Source organism: Anaerolineae bacterium (assembly GCA_035529315.1).
GTDB lineage: Bacteria > Desulfobacterota > Desulfobacteria > Desulfobacterales > ETH-SRB1 > Desulfaltia.
Map to the genome: position 1 here is coordinate 17233 of DATKWZ010000015.1, position 23626 is coordinate 40858.

Consider the following 23626-nt stretch of genomic DNA (forward strand, 5'->3'; position numbering starts at 1 on the left):
TTATTTCAAATATAATATATATTTATCTATTCACATAGTTACCGTATGCCATTGCAACTGTCCTGTAAACAAGATGAGCAAGCTTGGAAAATGGCAAAAACATAAACAGATGAAATATAAACATCAGATGTATGAAATATAGAGCATAAGAAAGACCACCTATTCCCGCCAGCCTTGTCATTTCGGTTAACAGGCCGGTGGCGCCAAGACCAAGAACAAGTATAAGCAGATACCAGTCCTTGTAGCTGGTCACCTGATCTGTTTTACCCATACGATTTTTTATCATCAATGCGCTGCCGATAACAAGGGCTATGCCGCTGACATTGGCAAGCCATTTAACCGGGTTCATTTGGGAATATGGACCGTGAATCTGAAAAACATAAAGCACGACAAAAAATATGTTTGTTACAATAAAAAGTCCAATAAATGAATAAAAGACCATAAGATGCGCTGTGGCACGGTCTTTGTTTTCGCCGCACTCAGAAAACTTGCTGTGCTTTAATATGGTCGGGATAACGCTTAAAAGCCCCTTTATAAGGCCTCCGATTTCCAGTTTCTTTTTGTCTGTTTTGCCTTCAAGCACTGCGTTTTCATGCATATTATTTACAAATCTTTTGAGCCCTATTCCGAAAACTATTGCAGCCCATGCAGCAAGCGGGACAAAAATCATGTCAACAAGCCATGAGGAAAAGAAATTTGAATGAACGATTTCATCTCCGCCCGGGGTAAAATCAAGCAGGCCTGTGATAAAGCCAAGAACTAAAAATATAACCACCGGAAGCCCCAGGAGCAGAGGCAGTTTTTTGGGATCATTTACAGCTTTTCCTATAAATTTCGGCATTGCATATTCCGAAATCGCATAAGAACGAACAGCTCCCAGCACATCACCTGGCTTTGCACCGCGCGGGCACATGGTGGTACAATCTCCGCAATTATGACACAGCCATATATCCATGCTTCCAATAAGTTTATCCTTCAAACCCCATGATGCGGCAATCATCTCTTTTCTTGGAAATGGCTTATTCTCCGGAGCAATCGGGCAGACCACCGAACAGGTTGCGCATTGGAAGCACTTCTTCAGTGTATCTCCTCCAAGCCCGACCACCTCTTTAACAAACTCTATATTGGGCTCAACCAGGTATCTCTCCGACATACTTTTACCTCCTATTAAATTAGTTTCGCTTTGCTTAGCAATTGGTCGAGTAGTCGATTAGTCAACCACTTGACCACTCGACCAATATTAGTTAGAATCCCTTGAACGGGTTTGGGCCAAGCGCCTCAACCATTTCCACAAAAGAATTAATCATTTCCGGGAGTTTGTCATATTCGTCAATAGCAACCTGGAACTGCGCTACGCGCTCCTCTTCCAGAGCCAGGCTGGCTAATGCCTCACCTATCTTTTTCATTCTTATATCTGCGAGTTCACTGCCTTTAACAAAGTGGCACTGGTAGTCATCGCCATGTTTGCAGCCCATCAGAAAAACACCATCCATTCCCTGGGAAAGGGCATCCTTGATCCATATCACATTAACAGACCCAAGGCATCTAACCGGAACAAACCGAACATGGGCAGAATAGCTAAGCCTGTTCAATCCGGCAATATCCAAGGCTGGATAAGCATCATTTTCACAAACCAGCCCGAGAAATCGAAATGGAGGTTCGTCAAAATCATCTGCAGAAGGAACGCCAATCGATCTGACCATGGATCCTATACTGTCGATATTATAATCGGCAAAACCGATTATACGCTCAGGACACGCTCCCATACAGGTGCCACACCGCCTGCACCGTGTCGGATTAGGCTTTGGAGTTCCTTTTTCATCATCATCAAGAGCGCCAAAAGGGCATTCCTGTGTACACCGTTTGCACTGAGTACACCTCTGAAAGAAAAAGTCCGGAAATGTCATATCTCCTGACCTTGGATGCACTGCAACGCCTCTGTTTACAGATTCCAGGCATTGAATTGCTTTCAGGGCGGCTCCGGCAGCATCTTCAATTGATTCTTCAATGGTCATGCTCTTTCGAACACCTCCGGCCGCATAAATGCCTGTTCTCTGGGTTTCATATGGAAAGCATATGAAATTCGAATCGCAATATCCATTAAAAAGGCCGATATCACGGAAAGCAGGCCCCTGCCTGTAAGCCATATTAACAATAGGATCGTCTACGGTAGCCGGAACCATGCCTGCCGCTAAAACAACCATATCAGCCTTAACCTGAATCTTTTCTCCCAGAAGGGTATTGTCCGCATTGACAATCAATCCGTCACCATTTTGAGATACACTGATAACACTGCCTTTGGTTAAAAAGATCCCTTCATCCTGCTGTATGCTTTTGTAAAAGTTCTCCTGTAATCCGGGCGTTCTCATATGCTGGTAAAAGATATATGCTTTGCCGTCCGGATAATCTTCACGAACATACTTTGCCTGTTTCAGCGACACAAGACTTGTAACCGCCCCGGCATAGTCAAAATCGCCGTCATCATCCCCCTTGTCCGGGCTTTGAACAAAGACAACCGACTTGGCTTCCCGCCCATCAGAGGGCCTTGTTATCTTGCCCTTTGCAGCCATTTCCTCAAACTGGTTATTGGTCACAACATCCGGCAATTTCCCGAATCCAAGATGAGAAAATTTATCACCTTCAAGCTTATCCGGTCTCCATCCGGCAGCAAGGATAACAGCTCCGAACAGCTCGCCGTTAGGATCAAGGGTCAAAATATCCTTTTTGCCCTTGTTATATTCCTTGTAAACTTCGGCCAACTTTTCAACATCAAGCTCTTTACCCTTTTCATCAACCTTCATTTCATCGGGCAAAGGAAAAGGCACATCAAACTCTATTGCCTCTCCTGGTTTTTTTAAAGTTACAGTAAATTCACCCGGCTGACCGGCTATACGTGCAACTACCGTATCTGTTTTAATCGTGATATTCGGATATGCTTCAGCCTCTTTGATCTTGGCGTTTATTATTGGTGGAATCAGGCTTTCATACGGATTTTCCATTGGAAGCTGAAGGCGCATTTTAGCGGCATATCCTCCAAGGGATGCCTCCTTTTCAACTATTGTTACATCATAACCGGTCCTGGCCGCATCTATTGCAGCAGATATTCCGGTTATGCCGCCGCCGATAACAAGGATCTTTCTGCTTATCGTATCAAGCTTAAACGGTTCAGGAAGATCAATTTTTTTAACCTTTACGATTCCCATCTTCAGATAATCTGCAGCCAGCATCTGAACATGATCGATGAACGCAGCATCATCCTTCTGCTCTTCCGCAGGAGCGGGATATTCCGATCTGGGATGAGACCATACCACCTGTTCTCTTAAATTGACCCTGTCAACAATACAGCCGTCAAATCTGAATACATCATAATTTACTCGTCGGGAACATCCGGCAACAACAAGAGTGTTAACCCCATCGTCTGCTATATCCTTTTTTAACAGATCAGCCCCTTCCTTTCCACAGAGAAAAGGATGGGTTTTAACACTCATGCCCTCTTTCTTGGGCACATCACACAATTTCTCTATATTAAGGGCGTCCCCGATTCCACAACCTGTGCATATATATACACCATACTTTTTATCCATGGATAACCTCCTACTTTCTCACCAGGGTTTGAATAGCCTTCAGGGCCATACCGGTTGCATTCTGGTTCGATGACACCACATCGGCCGGCTTGTTAGCACAGCCAGCAGCAAACATGCCACCTTTTTCAAAATCGTTAATAATAAAACCATCATCACTGTATTTAAGATCAGCCGGAAGCTTTACATTTTTAGCAGTTGGCTGCATGCCGGTAGCAAGAACAACCATATCAACTTCCTGCCTGATCTTTTCACCGGTCACGGCATTTTCGGCAACTACGGTGATGTTCCTGGAACCAGGATCTTCGCCGACCTCTGCAACCTTGCCTTTAATAAAAAAGACATTTTTATCCTCTTTGATCTGTTTGTAAAACTTTTCATACCTCTGGCCTGGAGACCTTACATCAATATAATATACATATATCTTGGCATCAGGATATTGCGCTCTTATATATGTAGTCTGTTTCAACGAAGCCATACAGCAGATATATGAACAATAGGGGAGATGATTCTCGTCCCTTGAACCCGCGCACTGGACAAAGGCAATACTTTCCGGAGCCTTGCTGTCTGATGGGCGGAGGATCTGCCCCTTTGTCGGGCCGTTTGGAGCTGCCAATCTTTCCATCATCATATTGGTAATTATGTTCTGATACTTGCCAAACCCCAGATTGTCTATCTTTGCAGCATCATACGGTTCCCATCCTGTAGCCCAGACAATGGCTCCCACATTCAGATTTATTGTCTTTGCCTCTGCATTAAGATCGATTGCATTGTATTTGCATGCCTCAACACATTTGTTACATTCCGATCCCTTGCATACAGAAGGATCTACAACATATCGCATGGGGAAAGACAGCTCAAAGGGTCTGTAAATTGCTTTTGTCTTATCTATGTTAAAATTAAACGCGCTGTTTCTTTCAACAGGGCACACACCCACGCATTCATTACATGCCGTACAATCCTCATTAACAAATCTTGGGCTTAATTTAACAGTTACATTATAATTGCCCGGTGTGCCTTCAACCTTTTCCACCTCTCCAAGAGTAAAGACTTTAATTCTTGGATTATCCTTTATTCTCTTGAAATTTATTTCAAGCCCACAGGTCGGAGGACAAAGCTTGGGAAAATATTGATTTAGCTGTGCCACCCTTCCACCCAAATAAGGATTTTTTTCAACCAGGAATACCTCATACCCTACTTCAGCGGCTTCGAGGGTAGTGGTTAATCCGCTTATCCCTCCTCCAACCACTAAAATGCTTCCACCAGCAAGGGCTGCTTTATCTTCTGTCATGCTATCCCTCCGCATATAAAAAAATTGATAAATCCGCAAAAAAGTCAGAAAAACACCTTTTTACGAAACGTGTCAAGTGTTAGGTGTTAGGTGTTAGGTTGAAGCGATTGTCTGTTTAATCATATACTTAGCACCTAACACTTAACACTTAACACTTAACACCTAAATATTAACTCTATTAAAAACCTCCAGGCATCTTGCGATACCTGGAGGTAGCTTATTCGACTATTGAGCGGTCGAATTTTCGATTAATCGGGAACAATCTTGATGCAATCCCTTTTCTTGCATTCCCATGTTCCAGCTTTTGGATCATACTTTGAATTAACAAAGCAGAACCAGTTCTTATCATCCTGTCCGGGATAATCAGCCTGATAGTAGAATCCAGGATAACGTGTCTCTTTACGGAACTGGATATGACGCAAATGGGATTCAACAGTCCAGATACGATGATAGATTTCCCAGCATCTCATCAGCTCGTGAAGATCTCCTGCAGCCAGCTTCTCACTGTCCTCGCGCATTGTCTTGAGCAGGTCCATAACAATTTCCAGACTCTTAGTGCTGGTCTGATAGTATGTGGCTGTGCCGGCTCCGTATTCGTGAGTAGCCTTCATTAGTCTCATCGCCATTCCGCTGGGCTTCACATAATTCGGGTTAATATCAACTGCTGTTGTATAGCCACAATGATCGAGGAATGTTCGCACCGGCTTATACACCAGGGCAACAAGTTCCTCTTTTTTCTGGCTCAGGGTCGGCTTAAAATCAGCATGATCTTTAGCGTATCTTGCCATAGCCTTGCCGGTAATACGTCCTTCAGCATGTGAGCCGGATGAGAACTTGTGGCCTGAACCGCCGACACCATCGCCTGCGGTGAAAAGACCGTTAACCGTTGTCATGCGGTTATAAATCTTGCCGTTGGCGGCTTTAACCTTGTATGAATCCGGCACCCAGTCAAAATCCGGCCCGGAAGCCCAGAGACCGCAGCAGCCGGAATGTGACCCTAACAGATACGGCTCAGTCGGCATAAGCTCGGAATTCAGCTTTTCAGGCTCGCAGTTTTGCGCACACCACAGATTGGCCTGCCCGCATGTCATATCGAGAAAGTCTTCCCATGCCTCTGACTCAAGATGTTTGAGCTCTTTCTTGTCCAGCTTAGCGCCAAGCGTTGCAAGAGCTGTAACAGTGTCCATCTGAATAGGCCCGCGGCCTTCCTTCATTTCAAACAGCATTAAATGGTTTCGCAGGCATGTCGGTGTAATGGCAGCTGTTCCATAAGGAGCATATTTCGCGAGCTCTGCCTTGGCCGCATCACTGGTCGTATAACTTTCCCCAAGGCCGTTGATTGCTTTAGCCTTAAACAGCAGGAACCATGCGCCCACAGGACCATAACCATCCTTAAAACGGGCCGGGGTGAAACGGTTTTCCATCATGGTAAGCTCTGCGCCAACCTTCATGCACATGGTGTATGTAGAACCGGCATTCCATACAGGATACCATGCACGGCCCTTTCCTTCGCCAACGCTTCGAGGCTGATAAATATTAACAGCGCCGCCGCAGGCTACCATCATGGTCTTGCACTTGATGATGTAAATCTTGTTTTCACGAACCGAAAAACCAACAGCACCTGCAATCTGGTTCTCTTTATTGGCATCAAGAAGAATCTCAACAATAAAACAACGTTCTAAAATGTTTTCTTCTCCAAGAGCTAACTTGGCGGCCTCAGCAACGATCCTCTTATAGGATTCACCGTTGATCATAGCCTGCCATTTACCTGTACGAACACATTTAGCGCCTGACTTTAATGTTCCCATAGCCTGGCCCTTTTTGCCGTCAAGGGTTTTCCCTTCCGCAGATTTCTTCCATATCGGGAGACCCCATTCCTCAAAAAGATGTACTGAATCGTCAACATGACAGCCCACATCAAAGATCAGGTCTTCACGAACAATGCCCATCAGGTCGTTACGTACCATACGGACATAGTCCTCGGGTGTATTATCGCCGATATAGGTGTTGATTGCGGACAAGCCCTGAGCAACAGCGCCGCTTCGTTCCATGGCAGCCTTGTCGCACAGTAAAACTGTCTGGCCTTCAGACATCCATTTCTTTATTTCAAAAGCAGTTCCGCAGGCAGCCATACCGCCGCCGACGATCAGGATGTCAACTTCCCGCTCTTCAACTTCCGGATCTCTTACGGCTTTGATTTCACCCAAAGGTTTATTTGGTATTGCCATATTATATCCTCCTTAAAAATATTTTATTCATGATTAATCATTTTACTGTGGATACAGATAAACAAGATAAAGACAGTCTATGCTTTGGGTTTTGGAATAACATAGCCGTCAGCTTCTTCAGTACAAAGCAGTTCACTTTCGAGATCCTTTCCCCTCATAGCCTTATAAGCATTTGCGGTTCCCTCTGGAGTAGTCCTGATGGGGAACTTGAAACGTTTGATAAGACCGTTTCTGAACTTACAGGTCCACATAACATCCTCAGTTCCCAGCATCGGCATTATGCTGCTTCCCATAGGCACAAAGTCGGAATAACCTCTAACCTCGATTGCCTGGGTAGGACAAATCTTTACGCATGAAAAACATTCCCAGCACTGATCAGGCTCCTGATTGTATGCCTTCATAGCATTAGGATCCAAAACCATCAGATCATTAGGACAAATGTACATGCAGGCTGTTTTATCCCCGCCCTTGCAACCATCACATTTCTCTTGGATTACAAAACTTGGCATTAATTATACCTCCTAATTTTGCGTTGTAAGAATTATTGTTGCGAAATTTCAGTCAATTTTTTTTAAACGTTTTTGCACCTCCCTTCAATAGCCGCTCAAAAATTAAGTCTTCAATCAGCTTAAATTAATATTATCACATAAATTTTCTTAACAAAAAATATAAACCATCGTCAGGTTGAAAAATTATAATATGTCCTGCAAAATCAATAAGATATTATACATATAAATAAACAAATCTAATATCATTTAGCCTTTTGCTTGTCAAGAACTTTTGGACAAACAAAGGGCTAAATTTTGCGGTTGATTACAGCCAAAAGCCCTATAAACAATATCTGGATAGCAATGTCTGTATGAACCCTATATATGGTATTTATATTCAAAATTTTATGTTGACATACTAAATAAAAATGCTACCTGATATTGTTTAATATTACCAAGATTTCTTAGAACAACTCATTGGATAAAAATGGCAGACCAAACAACCCTTCTTTTGTTAGATGATACTTTCAGATTCTCATGTTCTGAAGCTGTTTTATGTTTTAATAAATGTTGCCAAGATCTTAATCAGTTTTTAACCCCATATGATATCCTGCGTCTTAAAAATCGACTTGGCATCCCATCTGATCTTTTTCTGAAAAAATATACATCTGAGCACACAGGCCCTGACTCGGGGCTCCCAATTATTTCACTGAAATTTAATTATGCTTCACAATATAAATGTCCGTTTGTTACGCCTTCAGGATGCAGTGTTTACGAAGATAGGCCGTCATCATGCCGCACCTACCCTCTTGCCCGTATTCTTACCAGATCCAGGGAAACAGGCAATATGACCGAGCAATATATGCTGCTGAAAGAGCCTCACTGCCTTGGTTTTAATCATGGACAAACACACACTGTCCGTGAATGGATTGAAAATCAGGGCATTGCCGTATATAATAAGATGAACGATCTGCTTATGGATATCATCTGTTTGAAGAATCGTCTTATACCCGGAAGCAGTATGGACGACGAATCCCGGCGGATTTTTAATATGGCCTGTTATAACCTTGATACATTCAAATTCCACATGTTTCAAAAAGGGATTTTAAACGATCTTAATCTTGATATAGACACTCTGGATGCAGTGAAGACTGATGATGTTGCGCTTTTGAAACTGGGCCTGAACTGGATAAAACAGGTGCTTTTTAATAATAAATCAATGCCGTCAGCTTAGGCGATTTTATTAATCACCACGAAGAACACGAAGGATTTTTTATTTATCTTCGCACACTTCGTGATCTTTGTGGTAAAAATATGGAACAGATATCATATGGAACTTAATAACAAAGTAGCCATTGTTCTTGGAGCCATAAAAGGCATTGGTAAGGGGATCGGCCTTGCACTTGCAAATGAAGGGGTAAAGGTTGTCTTAAACTATTATGACTGGGAAAACAGTCTTGATGAATTAAAGAAAGATCTTGCAAAAACAGGCACAGATCATCTGATTATAAAGACAAATCTGCTTAATACCAATAAAATTCCAGGGTTTATCAGAAAAGCAGTGGACCATTTCGGGCGTCTGGACATTCTGATAAATAATATTGAACGCGGAGGATGGCCCATTGTCCACGGATCGTATGTGCAAGAGCAGTGGGACATGGAAATGGCTACTACGCTTCGTGCAAAATGGTGGGTCTTTGATTCAGCCCTTCCCTATCTTAAAGCATCAGGAAACGGGATTGTCATAAACCTTTCTTCCATTGCAGGAATTGTTGGGCGGTCGGGTCCTGCCGGTTATATATTCAACGACGGATATGCAGCGGCAAACAGGGCAGTATCACTTCTTACGGAAACATGGGCTCGAATCGGGGCGCCGCAGGTACGTGTTAATGAAATCATGCTGGGCATAGTTGAAACACGTCATGGGGATAAAACCAGAGGCTGGGGGCTGCTTTCAGAAAAGCAAAAACAATCGCTCATTGACCACACCCTGCTTGCACGAACCGGCGCTATTGATGATGTGGTTAAGGCTGTGAAATTTATAATTAAAGATGCTTCGTTTATGACGGGAAGCATAATTAAGCTTGATGGAGGCTATACGCTTGGAAGTGAAAAGGTTATGCCTATGCCAAAAGGGGTGGTATAGAATTTAGGTGTTAACACCTAACACTATCTTTGAGTGATATATTTAGTTTTAATCCCCCATATGTAAAGTTTTACCCACCTGAAACCCATCTTCATCAGTTCCACGTCATCTTTCTTGATTTTTTTAAGAATTTCCGATTTTACCTTGTATCTTTTAAGAAAGGTGCTGTTAAATACAAAATCGCGAAACCTGTCAATATTGTATGTGGCCATAAAGGCCATTTTCCCTCTGGGGCTGTCCGGCCCTTCGCCCTGCCAGGGATCGGTCTGGAACAGACTCTTTAACTCTGCCCACAGCGAAGTCATTTTGTTATATTCAACAGCATCCTGATCTACAGACCATGCTGCTGTTGTCCATTTTTTGCTTTCATGCTGTCCCATACAGAAATCCGGAGGCCTGAAAAAATAGACCGGCTTTGACCCTTTGTTTTTAGCATCAAACATAAGCCCCTGTTCAACAGGAAATGTGCGGCATGTATCAGGACGGTCAGGATAAACCAGGCAGCCTGATTCAGTCAAAAAGGGGCATGTCATGTCTGTATTGTCCGACATGCGAAGAAGCGCTTCCGGGAAAAAATTTGAATCCCGCAAAACAACATCTACATATTTATCAATGAATTCATCTGAAGTAATACCAAGACATTTTTTGAGCCTGATTACATCGTATGGATATAAAAAAAGATTTATATTGCGGCAGCATTTATTAAAGCAGGAAAGCTCAGGATGGCAATGAAACGAAAAGGTATCATTATTTTCAAGCCTTTTGCCGGACAATTTATCCAAATTATCAATATCAACATATTTCATATAGACTTTTTTGACAGGATTAACAGGATATTCAGGATTAAAACATCAAAACCTTTTTTTTGTTCACTTGAAACAAAATTTTGTTTATCCTGTCAGATTTTTTCAAAGCGCTAAAACATGACGGCTTCGTAAAAAGTCTCGAAATCGTCATGCCGGACTTGATCCGGCATCCAGAACGCATTGAATTTACTGGATTCCTCCCGGACCTGATCCGGGATCTACCGGAATGACGGGAAAGAGAACTTTTTGACTTTTTACGAGTTCATCAAAATATTACCATGATTTACAATATTAACATTTCCGCTACGGTCATTTTCAACTTTTGATTAATGCCTGCCGCATGTTTCAGCTTATTTTCCAGTTCAGCCATCTTTATATAAAAAGGTGTCCTGTCAAACCTGAAGTAGCTTTTTTCTCTGTTTTGTTCTGCAAAGACATCGCATCCCGGGCTATGAATTACATTTTGACCGCCCCTTTGAAGTTCGTGTGGAATGCCGTGTAATCTGCATATCATTGGACGATAATTATATAATATACACATGTCGTCAAAATTAAGTGGGCACATCAACCGCACCTTCATTCCTTTTTCGTCAGCCTCATCGGTTTTCCCACATACTTCAAGCGCCCTGTTTCTTGTTTCAATTTGCCGGTCCTGCCCAAGTGTATTGTATCCCTCTAAAATATAAAGGTATTCTAAAAGAGTATAATGATAAAAACGGGTGAGGCAGCAATTGTCGTGACAGCCCTGGCAATGAAATCCATAGTAACCGGCAGCCTCTTTGTATTTTTGATCCATTACCTCATAAATCACCTTTAACCTGTCTAAAAAAAGTGGGTATTTATTATATTGAGCTTTTACTTTTTTCAGCAACATAAACACCATATACTCAAAGACTCAAAAAAAATGGTTTCGTAAAAAATCGGATTCGTCAGACAATAGGCATGGGGAAAAAGATTTCCTCATAAAGATTTAGAGCATATCTGTCGGTCATGCTGGCAATAAAATCGCAAACTATCCTTTCTCTGGGCTGTTCGCTGTTGTAGCAGGCTAACATTTCCATTTCTTCAAGCTTTATTTTGAGTGTTTTTTCATTTCTTAAAAAATATGTGTAAAGGTCTGTTAATATCTTCTTTGCCTTAACAAATTCATTATGGACCTGTGGTGAACGATATACGTTCTCATAAAGGAACTCTCTTAATGTGGTCATGGCTGAAAACAGCTCATCGCTAATGAGTATGCATAACTCACCATTAACAACCTTGCTTGAATTAATAATATCCCTTATCATGGTATTGGCACGCTCTGAATGGCTCCTCCCGATAACCCTTAAACATGATTCAGGCACCTGTTTCGAGCTGATAACACCGCTGCGTATCGCATCATCAAGATCATGGTTTAAATATGCGATTATATCGGCAACCCGTAATATTCTCCCTTCAACGGTTGAAGCACAATCTTCCGGGTCATTGGAGAGAATCGACCCGTAACCCTTTGAATGCTTTAATATCCCGTCACGAACCTCGTAGGTCAAATTAAGACCCTTGCCGTTGTTTTCCAATACATCAACAACTCGAAGGCTCTGCTCATTGTGAGAAAAATCCTGCGAATAGATCTCTTTTAAAGCTGCTTCACCGCCATGTCCGAAAGGTGTATGCCCGAGGTCATGCCCAAGGGCGATGGCTTCGGCCAGATCTTCGTTCAACCGCATAGCCCTTGCTATTGTTCTTGAAATTTCCGCTACTTCCAGTGTATGTGTAAGGCGTGTTCTGTAATGATCGCCCAAAGGGGACAAAAAAACCTGGGTTTTGTGTTTTAACCGTCTGAAAGCATTTGAGTAAATAATGCGGTCTCTGTCCCGCTGAAAAACGGTGCGGATAGGGCAGGGTTTTTCTTTTTTCATCCTCCCCTTTGAATTGGAACTCAGGCAGCCATATGAAGGTATAAAGCTTTTTTCGCGTTTTTCAAAATCTTCCCGAATAGACATAATAATATACTTATATTAATTTTATGCGCCAAAATCAAGCCAAAGGTAACATTTTAATCTTATGTAACAAACTATCTGCAATCAAGCTCTAATTGTGATTAAATTTAAATCATAATTATTTCTTTACGGTTATGGCGGGTCCTTTTAAAATGATCAAAAATAGATTAAACTACTTGCATGGCGATCAGAAGAACCAGTCATGCGGTTTATGATACCAGATACCATTTGGTATGGGCTCCAAAATACCGTAAATTGGTATTGAGGGGAGATTTTCGTGAATTTGTTAAGCAATGTTTTCAAGAGATTGCCGTCGTGAAAGCGTTACGCAGCGGAGCGATCAACATCTCAGACACTATGCGTGAGTGGCAGCGCGAGCAAGAACTGCCCCAAGAATGTGTCTTCTGCAGATCGACATCTGATCCCAAGGTCACGGGGCGGCCCGAGTTTGATACTTTTGATGTCAACAAGAACAAAATTCACACACTCATTAGATGCTTATCTCCTCTTTCAGCAAACAGCATGCAATTTTATATTCAGGGGCTCCGTCTGCTTTATATTTTAAATTTTCAGGCTGTATAACCCTGTTCATTACACAACCTTCCGGGATCTTCAGCCCAAAAAAATCATTTTCATTGATCTTGCCTGTTTTCAGCAGTTTATTGTCCTTAAAAATCATGCTGTGCAAAGGATAGTCTTCACACAAAGGGCACCTGTATACCCTGCCGTTGGGGAATATAAAATAATTTTCTGCAACCTGGCCCGCGCATTCAAACTGTTCTTCAGGGCGCAAAAAAACTTTTGGGTATGCAACGGTTATGCCGAGATCGGCAATCTTTTCCGCTGAATCAGGAACTACGCTTAACCATTCGGATATGGGAATCCGTAGCCCCTTATCACTGGTTTTGGCGGGTTTGCCCCTGATGCCGAGTACCTGTATGAAAAACCTTTCTATCCCAAGATCTTTAATAAGCTGGGCCATCATGTTCAGCTCATGTATGTTTGCGCTGCTTACCGTATATATAAGGCTTGCGGCAAAACCTGCTGAAACAGCCTCTCTAATGCCGGCGATACATTGATCATACGATCCTTTGCCCCTGAGCATATCATTTGTCTGCCTGGTTGCGCCGTCAAGGCTGAAACTAAAATAATCCACCTCATTTGGCTTAACCTTTGAAAGGATATTATTAAACAGATACCCGTTTGTATCAACTGTAATGGAATTATAACCAAGCTTTTTTGCCTTTTTTATAGCAAGCCCTAAGTCCTTGTGTAATGTTGGCTCTCCGCCTAAAAATATGATATTTGCCTTGTTGCTTTTCCTCGCAAATGCCTCCATCCATGCCTCTATGGTTGCTATCTGAAGGATATTTGTTCCGTGCTGCTCGGGATTTATATAGCAGTGCCGGCACCTAAGGTTGCAATTTGTGAGAATATGGAAAAAAATATTTACCGAATTTTTTGAAAATGAAACCGTTTTTTTCATCTGCTTTTTTTCGTCTCCTGAAATTTCAAAGTACGAGTTTCGGGACATCCTATAATCCTTGAAGGATATCTCACCAGATGTTTTAAAGTTCGTACAGCTTGCCAACTGCGCAAACCATGATTCAGACAATTCTCATGCAGGTAGGTTTGCATATCACAAATTTTAAAGAGTTTCAATTTGTTATCTGAAGGGCGGTTTTTATTCTTTCGTCAATTTGAAGGATTCAGGATATTTTTCACACATTAAAACGTTGTGGTGGCGAAGGCCGGGTTACAGTATAGTACGCTGACAATAATTTTACCTGACAGGACAAATTGTTTAGATAATATCCCCTCTATATGAAAAAAATTAAGGATAGGATATTAGATTTGAATTTGTCGGCTAAGCGTTCTGCTTTTCTTCGGGGAACGGGTTTTTTGTGGTGATCCCAAGGGGAATTGAACCCCTGTTGCCGGCGTGAGAGGCCGATGTCCTAACCGCTAGACGATGGGACCATTTATTGAAGTGTCTCTTTGTGGTGATAAGTATTGAACTTAGACAATTTTGTCAAATATTATTTAAAAAGCATTTCCCAAAGATCTCTTTTATAGAATACCGGGTGTTTCCGACTTTTTCCCTTTTCTAAATCCAAAGATAAGATAGATAATAAAGCCGATAAAAGGGATGAATGCTATAACTCCCCAGAGAGCCTTCTTTTTTACAGAGCCGAAATCTTTCAGTGCGACATCGACAATTGCCCACATGGTCATTAAAAAAAAAGGTATGCTTATTCCAATGAATGCAATGGTTGTTTTCAAAACAGGTTTCAACCTTTCAAAAGTTTGGCGATTTTTAAAATAATATTTGCGTAATATTTGCTGTAATTATAGCTCAGCAGTATTTTATAAGCTTTTTCGTCGTCTATTCCGGCCCGCCAGCCATAATGTTGCAGGTAGCTTGCGATGCTTACTATGGCGTCGGTATGATTAAACAGGTCTACACAGCCGTCCCTGTTGCCGTCTTTTGCATGCGCAAGTATATTGCTGGGCATAAATTGAGAAATGCCGATTGCGCCTGCATATGATCCGGAAACAGACAACGGGTCGATCTTTTCCCTGCTTGAATATTTGAGAAAATCTTTTAGCTCAGAATATGCCCACGTTGATTTCTTTTCAGCCTTTTTATCAAACTCATCCCTTGTAAAAGAGATAAAAGAGGATGAATCTGAAATTTTGCTCCATAACATATTTTTTACATGCGGGTCTTTCAGGGATGCCATGGTTGAAAGAGTGTTTAATATGGATCTTCCCCCCAGACAGGTTCCGAGCCTGGTTTCGACCAGTATTATTGCAGTAATAATTTCTTTGTCTACAGAATATGTCTTTCCCGCACCATCAAAGGCTGCCATGTGTTTTTTAAGATATTGTTTTGCATTTTTAATCGACCCTTTTGAAAGAAACTGATCGTAATTTAATTCGCCTTCGCTGTGACTGAAAAAAAGGGAAACCCCTTTTGTGTCAAAATAGACCCCGTGCCTGGCATAGAGCGCATTGATTTTGTTTTTGTTAAAACCGTCTTCTATAAGCCTCTTTTGTAATGCATTAAAATAATCGGCTTTTTTATTTGCACCTGCCGGAGTCTGGGACGGCAAAAAAAGCTGCAAAGCCATAAGGCAAATAAAAATAAAACAGTTGCAACGGGTTATTTTAATACTCAAAATCAATTTCCAAATTAAGTAATTGGTAATAGTTCAGATTTGTGTCTTTGTGCTTTAATGGCTGAACCGTTACGTTTTTTTACGAATTGAAGATTCCAACTGAATCATTTTCCGCTTTCGCTTTGTAAATGTGGATAACCGCCTGTATCCTGCTGAAACCAGCATCGGCAGCACCCTGTCATAGTGTTGTCCCACGCTTTCCGGATTATGTGCATCTGATCCAACAGTAATGTTTATCCCTAATTCATGGCATTTATTAATAATTTCCATGGATGGAAATGTTTCATTGGCCGGATATTCATATCCGCTTGTATTTACCTCAACGGTTAAATCCTTGCTTTTTATTTTTGATAATATTTTATCAAATGTTTTATCAAAAGATATCGATGGGTTCCATCCGAATTTTTTCACAAGGTCGATGTGGCATACAACATCAAAATAGTTGTAATCCAGCATCTTTTCAAGTTGGGAAAAGTAAAGCCTGTATACATAATCGATATCCAGTTTGCCCTGTTTCCACTCGGACTTGCGTGTGACTATGTCCATCTTGCCGAGAAAATGCAATGAGCTTCCTATTACATCAAATGAATAGGTATCCACAATCTTTTGGAAAAAATCGGTATGTTCCTGAGTAAAATCCAGTTCAAGCCCGGCCTTAACTTTAATAACGCCGCTGTATTTATGCTTTAATTGTTGCACGATCTGAAAATATAAGGGAACTTCTTCCGGGCTCATTGAAAGTCTTTTTCCGTATTCGTGCATTGTAAGGTGATCCAGAAAGCATATCTCCTTTAAACCGATGGCAACGGCTTTTTGTATATATGCTTCCATGGGACCTTTGGCGTGGTTGCAAAGTTTTGTATGGACGTGATAATCGATCATTTCTTTATTATATGTGCGAGAGCATTTTTTGATTGAATTAAAATGGCATGGTATGTAATAAAATGTCAAACAATAATGATGGCGTCGCAAAAGTCCCATCTACTGCGTTGTAGTAATTTTTCAGATCCTCGACATACTATATGTATGCCTTCGGCCCTAAAAAATTACTACGCCTTGTATATGAACCTTTTTACTTAGCCATCTATAGTTAAATTCGTAGAAAGTCGAATTAATGAAAAAAAATGTAAAAACAGTCTTTTGTTGCCAGTCATGCGGATATCAGGCCCCTAAATGGCTTGGGAAATGCCCTGACTGCGGACAGTGGCAAACCTTTGTCGAAGAGGCTCAGGCCGCAGGGCCCGCCCGTAGAACAAAGTCAGGCATATCATATTCCGGTACTGTACCTGTTCCCATTGATTCTATTGAGCTTGAAAAAGAATACCGGCTTTTAACCGGCATTACGGAATTTGACCGTGTGCTGGGCGGAGGTCTTGTTCCCGGGACTCTTGTACTGATAGGAGGAGATCCTGGAATCGGCAAGTCCACACTTATGCTTCAGATTTTGCACGGCCTTGCAAACCAGGGTCATAAAACGCTTTATATTTCCGGTGAGGAATCGATCAGGCAGGTAAGGATACGCAGCGAGAGGCTTTCTACAGGATCACATAATTTACTGGTTGTTTCTGAAATAGATATTGAATCCATCCTGTCGATGATTGAATCTGTAAAACCTGATGTTCTTGTTATCGATTCTATCCAGACAATGTTCAGCCCGGATCTTACATCTGCTCCTGGCAGTGTGAGCCAGGTCAGAGAATCTACGGTTCGGCTTATGCATATGGCTAAAAAAACAGGGATTCCGATATTTCTTGTAGGGCATGTGACAAAGGACGGCGCAATAGCGGGACCAAGGCTTTTGGAACATATGGTTGATACGGTTCTTTACTTTGAAGGGGACAGGAACCATATATTCAGAATTTTACGGGCTGTAAAAAACAGGTTTGGATCAACCAACGAAATCGGCGTGTTTGAGATGAATGAGAAAGGGTTGGAGGAGGTTGCCAACCCTTCGGCGATATTTCTTTCCGAGCGTCCCAAGAATGTGCCGGGATCGGCGGTTACAGCAAGCATAGAAGGCACAAGGCCGATACTTGTTGAATTGCAGGCCCTTGCCAGCAGCACAAGCTTTGGAAATCCTCGAAGGACCATTCTCGGCCTTGACAGCAACAGGGTTGCATTGCTTGCAGCCGTGATAGAAAAAAAATTGGGCTTGCATTTAATGGGGCACGACATCTTTATGAATGTTGCCGGAGGGGTTAAGGTTGACGAGCCTGCAATCGACATGGGGATAGTTGCCTCCATTGCATCAAGCTTTTTAGACAGACCGATTCCCGACGCTACCATTGTTCTTGGCGAAGTTGGTTTGACAGGTGAAGTAAGAGCCATAGGTCATGTTGAAATCAGGGTTGTGGAAGCAAAAAAGATGGGCTTTAAAAGATGCATTGTGCCGGCAGGCAATCTTAAACGGATGAGCGGAATAAAGGGAATAGAGCTTATCGGAATATCATCGATATCAGAAGGGATTGAAGCATTATTTTAGGTGGCGTCATAAAAAACATGCAAAACTCAAAATCAAAACATAACAAGTGGGAAGATCATTATTCGCAGCAGGCAAAGAAGGAACAATTCCCAGCAAGATCTGTTTACAAGCTTAAAGAAATACAGCAAAAATATAAAATAATAAAAAAAGGGGACAGGATTCTTGATCTTGGATGTTTTCCAGGCTCCTGGCTGCTTTATGCAGCAGATTTGGCTGGGGAAAAGGGAGAGATAGTGGGAATCGACTTAAAACCTTTGTCAAAGTCGGTATTATTAAAACTTCCGGCCAATACCAGAACTTATGTCGGCGATATGCTGTCTGTTGATGGAAAAGATGAAAAGGATGAAAAGCTAAAAGCTGTGGGGAAAGATTTTAACATCGTAATGAGCGACATGGCGCCGGATACTACCGGCAATAAGAATGTTGATGCCGCAAGGTCTTTTAATCTCTGCCAGGCCGCCTTAAGGATCGCTAAAGATCTGTTGGTTGACGGAGGATCATTTATTTGCAAGATTTTCCAGGGAGAGGATTTTAAAGAATTTATAGATTCAGTTAAATTAAATTTTAATAAACACAAAATTTTTAAGCCGCAAAGCAGCAAAAAATCAAGCAAAGAAATATATATTATCGGATTTGAGAAAAAATAGGAGGAGAAAATGTCGGGACATAGCAAATGGTCTTCCATAAAGCATAAAAAAGGGGCTACAGATGCAAAGAGGGGTAAGGTTTTTACCAAACTCATCAAGGAAATTACCCTCTCTGCCCGCACAGGAGGGGGAGGGGACCCTTCCAGCAATCCCAGGCTGAGAACAGCTATTCTGGCGGCGAAAAGTGAAAATATGCCGAAAGATAATATTGAAAGAGCAATCAAAAAGGGGACCGGCGAACTTGAAGGTGTAAATTATGAAGAGTCAAATTATGAAGGATATGGACCTGGAGGAGCTGCCGTGCTGATTGAAGCGCTTACAGACAATAAAAACAGGGCAGTTGCCGACATCCGTCATATTTTCAATAAATGCGGCGGAAATCTCGGTGAAAATGGATGTGTGTCCTGGATGTTTAACAGCAAGGGATATATTGATGTTGAGAAGAAAGTGGTTGATGGGGACAAGCTGATGGAAACAGCCATTGAGGCTGGCGCAGAAGATGTGAGGGAAGATAATAATAGTTTTGAAATCATTACGGAACCGGATGATTTTGAAGCTGTAAAAACAGCTATGGATAATGCATCGATTCCTTATGTAGTGGCGGAAATCACCATGCTTCCACAGACAATGCTTGAACTTAAAGGAAAGGAGGCAGAGCAGATGATCAAATTGATGGAAACACTCGAAGATTGTGATGATGTGCAAAAGGTTTACACCAATGCCGATATTCCCGACGAATTAGTTTGACAGGTCTATCATTCTTTGAACCGCCTTTAATGCAGGCAGTCTGATATCCTCAGGCACCTTAACCTCTCCGTCCATGGTTTCAAGAGACCTTACAATATCATCAAGGGAAATTTTTTTCATGTCATCACACAGCATATTCTTTGAAGCCGGATAAAACTCTTTGCCTGGATTTGCCTTTTTTAATGGATAAAGCATCCCTATTTCCGTGCCCACAATAAAGGACAGGCTGTCAGACTCCCCAGCATATCTAATCATCCCTGAAGTGCTTGCAATAGCATCGGCAAGCTCAAGAACCTCCGGCCTGCATTCGGGATGTGCTATAAAAAGGGCGTCCGGATGCATCTTTTTTGCTTTTTGAACATCTTCAGGTGTAAGGCTGTCGTGGAACGGGCAGTATCCATCCCACAGATGTATTTTTTTATTTGTTTTCGAAGCTGTATATTGGGCCAGGTTCCGGTCAGGAACCATAAGTATCTCTTTTGCTTCCAGACTGTTTACAACCTCGACGGCATTTGCCGATGTGCAGCAGATGGTTGACATGGCCTTGACAGATACTGATGAATTTACATAGGTTACAACCGGCATGGGAGGAAGTCCGGCAAGTCTTGATTTAAGTTGTGCCGGCGTTACCATGTCGGCCATTGGACAGCCCGCGTCCTTGCGGGGTAAAAGAACCCTCTTTTCAGGAGACAGCACTGAAGCTGTCTCAGCCATAAAGGTCACGCCGCAAAAGAGGATAACCTCGGCATCGGTCATGGATGCCTTTATGCTGAGCTCAAGAGAATCTCCGCAAAGATCGGCAAGATCCTGAATTTCCGGCGGCTGATAATTGTGCGCCAGCATGATTGCTTTTCTTTTTTTCAGCAGACTTTTTATCTTTTCCTTCATCTTTAATACCACCTATCCGCTATTCGTCAAGTTGCAGGATATCAGCTCCTTCAGGAATTTCAAAATAAAACATTGAGTCATCGATATGTTTTTTAAACTCAATATTTTTAAGATAAATTTTTGTTTCATCATTATATGAATTATATGTCGTTATTTGAACAACATCAAAGGTATTTATTGAGATCGAGAGGTATATCAGGGAGATATCAAATGTTTTTTCTTTGGGTATAAGTTTTAAAATATAGTATTGGCCGGTTCTTTTATCATCCAGCGCAATATTAAATTTTTCCCTTATAATTTTCATATCTGAAAGAAAACCGCCCCCTTTGCCGCTTCCAAAAAAATAAGGGGATGTTCCGACCATAACCTGGTTGTCATCCTGCCTGTAAACCCACAATCTTTTGCCGTTTGTAATTATGAGCTGTTGGTCCGGCTTTTCATATTCCCACCTCATCATACCCGGGGCCTTGACAAAAAGATTTCCAGATGCGGTATCTGTAATGTCAATTGCCTTGATGGTCGACTCTTGAGAAAAATTTGCCGAAAACCCTTTTGCAGCATATCTGTTTTCGATCCTGTTAATGATTTCATCCAGCGACAGATTAAGCGGATGAGACCTGTCTTTGCATTCAGCCGCTTGCGGATTGAACAAAACAAAGACCAAACAACCGACTATAATTATTATCTTTAAATATTTCATATCTCTTTCCATAACAAATTAGGTCCGGCCATGCAACGCTCTTTAATCAAAACCTTTGACAACTAATTGACCTGGGTGTTTATGATTCTGGATTGACAAATATTTTGTATATTGATAAAATTTTATATATTGGTAATTAATCGGCGGCTTTATACAAGGTTTCTTTTGAGAATTTTAAGCCTCGAAATACTCAATATATTCGAATGGTTAATATTTTAGCCTTTCTTTAACTTAAATTCCGCTTTTAGCGGGAAGCATTTTTCAAAGGTTCCTTTTATAAAGTCGTTTTGTGTTTTATTTTGGCCTTTTTCAATTCCGTCTAATATCATAAAATATTTATCTGTGGTAAACCTTGTCACATACACTTTCAAAGGATGTGGTTGTTATCAATGAATTTGGCCTTCATGCAAGGTCTGCTGCAAAAATAGCAAAACTTGCACAAAATGCCAACTCAAAAGTGTGGCTTATAAGGGGAAAAGAACGGGTGGATGCATCAAGCATTATTGATATTCTTTCCCTTGGATGTTCAAAAGGATCAAAAATAACTTTAGCAATTGACAAAGAGTCGGACATTAATATCTTAAATGAAATTATTGACCTGGCAAAAAAGGGTTTTGGGGAATAAGTTTTTATGCTGGATACAAATGCAGTTGAGCTAATTTTAAATGGGATAGGGGCCTCTCCGGGCATATGTATAGGAAAGGCTTATTTGGTCGATAAAGAAGGGGTCAATGTCGTCAGGAAATATTTTATCGAAAAAGAGAACCTGCGGCGTGAGGTAAAGCGTTTCAAGGCCGCCGTAAAGAAAGCAAATGATGAACTCAGGGTAATTATTAAAAATTCCAATGAAGATTTGCGCCAGCAGAGTTATATTCTCGAGACCCATATCGTGATACTAAAGGACAAGATGCTGTATGGCAAAACAATTGAAACCATTGAAGATGAAGGGATAAATGCGGAATGGGCTCTGAAGAAGGTGGTGTCAAGCTTGAAATCGATGTTTCAAAATATGTCTGATCCTTATTTAAAGGAAAGGGCCGCAGACATCGTGCAGGTGTCCGACCGTGTAATGAAAAATCTGATCGGCGCGGAAGCGGTCAATATCGCTGATATTTGCAAGAGGGTCATACTTATCGCCCATGATCTTTCACCTGCTGAGACCAGCCAGATACAATTGGAAAAAATTAAAGGCTTTGTTACCAATCGTGGAGGAAAGTCATCACATACCGGTATAATCGCCCGGACTCTTGAAATACCGGCTATTTTAGGGCTTGATCAGGCAACAGGAATAATCCAAAACGATGATCTGGTTATAGTTGACGGCACTACCGGCACAGTAGTCGTTCATCCAACAGAAGAGACACTGCTCAAGTATGAAGAACGTAAAATCAAATATGCAGAATACAGAGTTGCCATTGCCAGGGAAAGCCATCTTATAGCTGAAACAACTGATGGATTTAAACTGCCTGTTATGGGCAATATTGAGCTGCCCGAGGAGGTGGTTTCCGTTATCGACCATGGTGGTGACGGTATCGGTCTGTACAGAACCGAATTTCAATATTTAAACAGTTCTGTTTTTCCAAGTGAAGAGGATCTGTTTGATAAATACATGGATGTGGTGGAGGTAATAGCGCCAAAGCCTGTGACTATCCGCACTCTTGATATAAACGGTGATAACGCGATAGCCCATTTTTCCAAGCATGATGAGGCCAATCCTGCTCTTGGGCTTCGCGCAATCAGGTATTGCCTGCAAAATCCTGAGGTTTTCAAGACTCAGATCAGAGCAATATTAAGGGTTGCCGCATATGGCAATGTCAGAATCCTGATCCCCATGATATCAAGCTATGATGAGGTCTGCGAAACAAAAAGGATTTTAAGCGAAGTTGCTGATTCCCTGGATAAAGAAGGAGCGGTCTTTAACAGAGATATTGAGGTTGGGATAATGATAGAGGTCCCTTCGGCTGTGACCATGGCGGATGTGCTGGCAGAAAATGTTGATTTTTTCAGCATAGGGACAAACGATCTTATTCAGTATTCACTGGCGATAGACAGGGGGAACAGCAGGGTCGCCTATCTTTATAATCCGCTTCATCCCGCTATTATACGTGCGATTAAACATGTTGCCGATGTGGCGCGTGAAAAAGGGATAAAGGTCTTTATGTGCGGTGAGATGGCCAGTGACCCGATCTACATGCCTATACTTTTAGGTTTGGGTTTGGATGAATTGAGCATGAACCCTCAATCAATACCTGCTGTAAAGAGCATGGTAAGATCGCTTAACATAGGGGAGGTCAAGCTCTTTATGCAGGATGTTCTTAAACAAACCTCGGCCACCGCTATAATGAAATTAGTGCAGGATAGATATGGCAGCATTCTTTATGATAAAATCTACCACGAATAGCATAATCTGGGTAACTGTTCACGGTTTACAGTTATCGGTTCACGGTTGAAAAAACTG

21 protein-coding genes and 1 tRNA gene are annotated in these 23626 nt (G+C 41.8%); 7 read left to right on the forward strand and 15 right to left on the reverse strand.

The window, feature by feature from the left end:
* Positions 1-22: 22 nt before the first annotated feature.
* The 5 genes from qmoC to aprB all read right to left on the reverse strand — a co-directional run bounded on the left by qmoC (position 23) and on the right by aprB (position 7609).
* On the reverse strand, positions 23-1153 hold the full coding sequence (gene qmoC / locus VMW78_02675; GenBank protein HUV49913.1) for a quinone-interacting membrane-bound oxidoreductase complex subunit QmoC: 1131 nt from the start codon (positions 1151-1153) through the stop codon (positions 23-25).
* Between the two features lie 91 nt (positions 1154-1244).
* Complete coding sequence (locus VMW78_02680; GenBank protein ID HUV49914.1) at positions 1245-3584, reverse strand: FAD-dependent oxidoreductase; 2340 nt, start codon at positions 3582-3584, stop codon at positions 1245-1247.
* A 10-nt stretch (positions 3585-3594) separates the two neighbouring features.
* Positions 3595-4872 carry a CoB--CoM heterodisulfide reductase iron-sulfur subunit A family protein gene (locus tag VMW78_02685; GenBank protein HUV49915.1) on the reverse strand — a complete coding sequence of 426 codons (1278 nt, stop codon included), beginning with the start codon at positions 4870-4872 and terminating at the stop codon, positions 3595-3597.
* A gap of 248 nt (positions 4873-5120) precedes the next feature.
* Positions 5121-7100 carry an adenylyl-sulfate reductase subunit alpha gene (aprA, locus tag VMW78_02690; GenBank protein HUV49916.1) on the reverse strand — a complete coding sequence of 660 codons (1980 nt, stop codon included), beginning with the start codon at positions 7098-7100 and terminating at the stop codon, positions 5121-5123.
* A 77-nt stretch (positions 7101-7177) separates the two neighbouring features.
* The gene (gene aprB, locus VMW78_02695; GenBank protein ID HUV49917.1) at positions 7178-7609 is read right to left on the reverse strand and encodes an adenylyl-sulfate reductase subunit beta; all 432 of its coding nucleotides are present in this window, start codon (positions 7607-7609) and stop codon (positions 7178-7180) included.
* Between the two features lie 466 nt (positions 7610-8075).
* On the opposite strand from aprB, the gene VMW78_02700 reads away from it, so the two are divergent.
* Complete coding sequence (locus tag VMW78_02700; GenBank protein HUV49918.1) at positions 8076-8822, forward strand: YkgJ family cysteine cluster protein; 747 nt, start codon at positions 8076-8078, stop codon at positions 8820-8822.
* Between the two features lie 96 nt (positions 8823-8918).
* Positions 8919-9734: an SDR family oxidoreductase gene (locus VMW78_02705; protein ID HUV49919.1), complete on the forward strand. Its 816-nt coding sequence runs from the start codon at positions 8919-8921 to the stop codon at positions 9732-9734.
* Between the two features lie 23 nt (positions 9735-9757).
* Here the strand turns inward: VMW78_02705 and VMW78_02710 are convergent, their stop codons facing one another.
* The 8 genes from VMW78_02710 to VMW78_02745 form a co-directional block, all read right to left on the reverse strand.
* Positions 9758-10540: a YkgJ family cysteine cluster protein gene (locus VMW78_02710; GenBank protein HUV49920.1), complete on the reverse strand. Its 783-nt coding sequence runs from the start codon at positions 10538-10540 to the stop codon at positions 9758-9760.
* Positions 10541-10823: 283 nt separating this feature from the next.
* Positions 10824-11336, reverse strand: coding sequence for a hypothetical protein (locus tag VMW78_02715; GenBank protein HUV49921.1), 513 nt, complete (start codon positions 11334-11336; stop codon positions 10824-10826).
* 133 nt (positions 11337-11469) lie between these two features.
* A complete protein-coding gene (locus VMW78_02720) occupies positions 11470-12525 on the reverse strand; it encodes a deoxyguanosinetriphosphate triphosphohydrolase (protein ID HUV49922.1) in 1056 nt (351 codons plus the stop codon).
* A gap of 487 nt (positions 12526-13012) precedes the next feature.
* Positions 13013-14008, reverse strand: coding sequence for a radical SAM protein (locus VMW78_02725; protein HUV49923.1), 996 nt, complete (start codon positions 14006-14008; stop codon positions 13013-13015).
* Between the two features lie 419 nt (positions 14009-14427).
* Positions 14428-14502: transfer RNA gene (locus VMW78_02730), tRNA-Glu, on the reverse strand.
* A gap of 90 nt (positions 14503-14592) precedes the next feature.
* On the reverse strand, positions 14593-14805 hold the full coding sequence (locus VMW78_02735; protein ID HUV49924.1) for a PLDc N-terminal domain-containing protein: 213 nt from the start codon (positions 14803-14805) through the stop codon (positions 14593-14595).
* Positions 14806-14813: 8 nt separating this feature from the next.
* Positions 14814-15704: a lytic murein transglycosylase gene (locus VMW78_02740; GenBank protein HUV49925.1), complete on the reverse strand. Its 891-nt coding sequence runs from the start codon at positions 15702-15704 to the stop codon at positions 14814-14816.
* 69 nt (positions 15705-15773) lie between these two features.
* The gene (locus tag VMW78_02745; protein ID HUV49926.1) at positions 15774-16586 is read right to left on the reverse strand and encodes a histidinol-phosphatase; all 813 of its coding nucleotides are present in this window, start codon (positions 16584-16586) and stop codon (positions 15774-15776) included.
* 232 nt (positions 16587-16818) lie between these two features.
* Between VMW78_02745 and radA the strand changes: the two genes are divergently transcribed.
* From radA to VMW78_02760, 3 genes are read left to right on the forward strand one after another with little or no spacing between them, the layout of a single operon-like run.
* Positions 16819-18186 (forward strand): DNA repair protein RadA, encoded by a 1368-nt coding sequence (gene radA / locus VMW78_02750; protein HUV49927.1) that lies wholly within the window; start codon positions 16819-16821, stop codon positions 18184-18186.
* Between the two features lie 17 nt (positions 18187-18203).
* Positions 18204-18833 (forward strand): RlmE family RNA methyltransferase, encoded by a 630-nt coding sequence (locus tag VMW78_02755; GenBank protein HUV49928.1) that lies wholly within the window; start codon positions 18204-18206, stop codon positions 18831-18833.
* Positions 18834-18842: 9 nt separating this feature from the next.
* Positions 18843-19580, forward strand: a complete 738-nt coding sequence (locus tag VMW78_02760) for a YebC/PmpR family DNA-binding transcriptional regulator (GenBank protein HUV49929.1) — start codon at positions 18843-18845, stop codon at positions 19578-19580.
* Here the strand turns inward: VMW78_02760 and nadA are convergent.
* A complete protein-coding gene (gene nadA / locus VMW78_02765) occupies positions 19572-20468 on the reverse strand; it encodes a quinolinate synthase NadA (protein HUV49930.1) in 897 nt (298 codons plus the stop codon). The two genes, VMW78_02760 and nadA, sit on opposite strands and share 9 nt — an antisense overlap.
* A 19-nt stretch (positions 20469-20487) precedes the next feature.
* Complete coding sequence (locus tag VMW78_02770; GenBank protein ID HUV49931.1) at positions 20488-21168, reverse strand: outer membrane lipoprotein carrier protein LolA; 681 nt, start codon at positions 21166-21168, stop codon at positions 20488-20490.
* Positions 21169-21520: 352 nt separating this feature from the next.
* On the opposite strand from VMW78_02770, the gene VMW78_02775 reads away from it, so the two are divergent.
* Positions 21521-21793 (forward strand): HPr family phosphocarrier protein, encoded by a 273-nt coding sequence (locus VMW78_02775; GenBank protein ID HUV49932.1) that lies wholly within the window; start codon positions 21521-21523, stop codon positions 21791-21793.
* Between the two features lie 6 nt (positions 21794-21799).
* Positions 21800-23569, forward strand: a complete 1770-nt coding sequence (ptsP, locus tag VMW78_02780; protein ID HUV49933.1) for a phosphoenolpyruvate--protein phosphotransferase — start codon at positions 21800-21802, stop codon at positions 23567-23569.
* The last annotated feature ends 57 nt before the right edge of the window (positions 23570-23626 follow it).

Bases quoted from the DNA above. Each gene is read 5' to 3' on its own strand.
- VMW78_02770 (HUV49931.1), bottom strand. From the start codon at position 21,168: ATGAAATATTTAAAGATAATAATTATAGTCGGTTGTTTGGTCTTTGTT.
- VMW78_02685 (HUV49915.1), bottom strand. From the start codon at position 4,872: ATGACAGAAGATAAAGCAGCCCTTGCTGGTGGAAGCATTTTAGTGGTT.
- VMW78_02725 (HUV49923.1), bottom strand. From the start codon at position 14,008: ATGAAAAAAACGGTTTCATTTTCAAAAAATTCGGTAAATATTTTTTTC.
- ptsP (HUV49933.1), top strand. From the start codon at position 21,800: ATGCTGGATACAAATGCAGTTGAGCTAATTTTAAATGGGATAGGGGCC.
- qmoC (HUV49913.1), bottom strand. From the start codon at position 1,153: ATGTCGGAGAGATACCTGGTTGAGCCCAATATAGAGTTTGTTAAAGAG.
- VMW78_02680 (HUV49914.1), bottom strand. From the start codon at position 3,584: ATGGATAAAAAGTATGGTGTATATATATGCACAGGTTGTGGAATCGGG.
- aprB (HUV49917.1), bottom strand. From the start codon at position 7,609: ATGCCAAGTTTTGTAATCCAAGAGAAATGTGATGGTTGCAAGGGCGGG.
- nadA (HUV49930.1), bottom strand. From the start codon at position 20,468: ATGAAGGAAAAGATAAAAAGTCTGCTGAAAAAAAGAAAAGCAATCATG.
- radA (HUV49927.1), top strand. From the start codon at position 16,819: ATGAAAAAAAATGTAAAAACAGTCTTTTGTTGCCAGTCATGCGGATAT.
- VMW78_02710 (HUV49920.1), bottom strand. From the start codon at position 10,540: ATGAAATATGTTGATATTGATAATTTGGATAAATTGTCCGGCAAAAGG.
- aprA (HUV49916.1), bottom strand. From the start codon at position 7,100: ATGGCAATACCAAATAAACCTTTGGGTGAAATCAAAGCCGTAAGAGAT.
- VMW78_02760 (HUV49929.1), top strand. From the start codon at position 18,843: ATGTCGGGACATAGCAAATGGTCTTCCATAAAGCATAAAAAAGGGGCT.
- VMW78_02745 (HUV49926.1), bottom strand. From the start codon at position 16,586: ATGATCGATTATCACGTCCATACAAAACTTTGCAACCACGCCAAAGGT.
- VMW78_02715 (HUV49921.1), bottom strand. From the start codon at position 11,336: ATGGATCAAAAATACAAAGAGGCTGCCGGTTACTATGGATTTCATTGC.
- VMW78_02720 (HUV49922.1), bottom strand. From the start codon at position 12,525: ATGTCTATTCGGGAAGATTTTGAAAAACGCGAAAAAAGCTTTATACCT.
- VMW78_02705 (HUV49919.1), top strand. From the start codon at position 8,919: ATGGAACTTAATAACAAAGTAGCCATTGTTCTTGGAGCCATAAAAGGC.
- VMW78_02755 (HUV49928.1), top strand. From the start codon at position 18,204: ATGCAAAACTCAAAATCAAAACATAACAAGTGGGAAGATCATTATTCG.
- VMW78_02700 (HUV49918.1), top strand. From the start codon at position 8,076: ATGGCAGACCAAACAACCCTTCTTTTGTTAGATGATACTTTCAGATTC.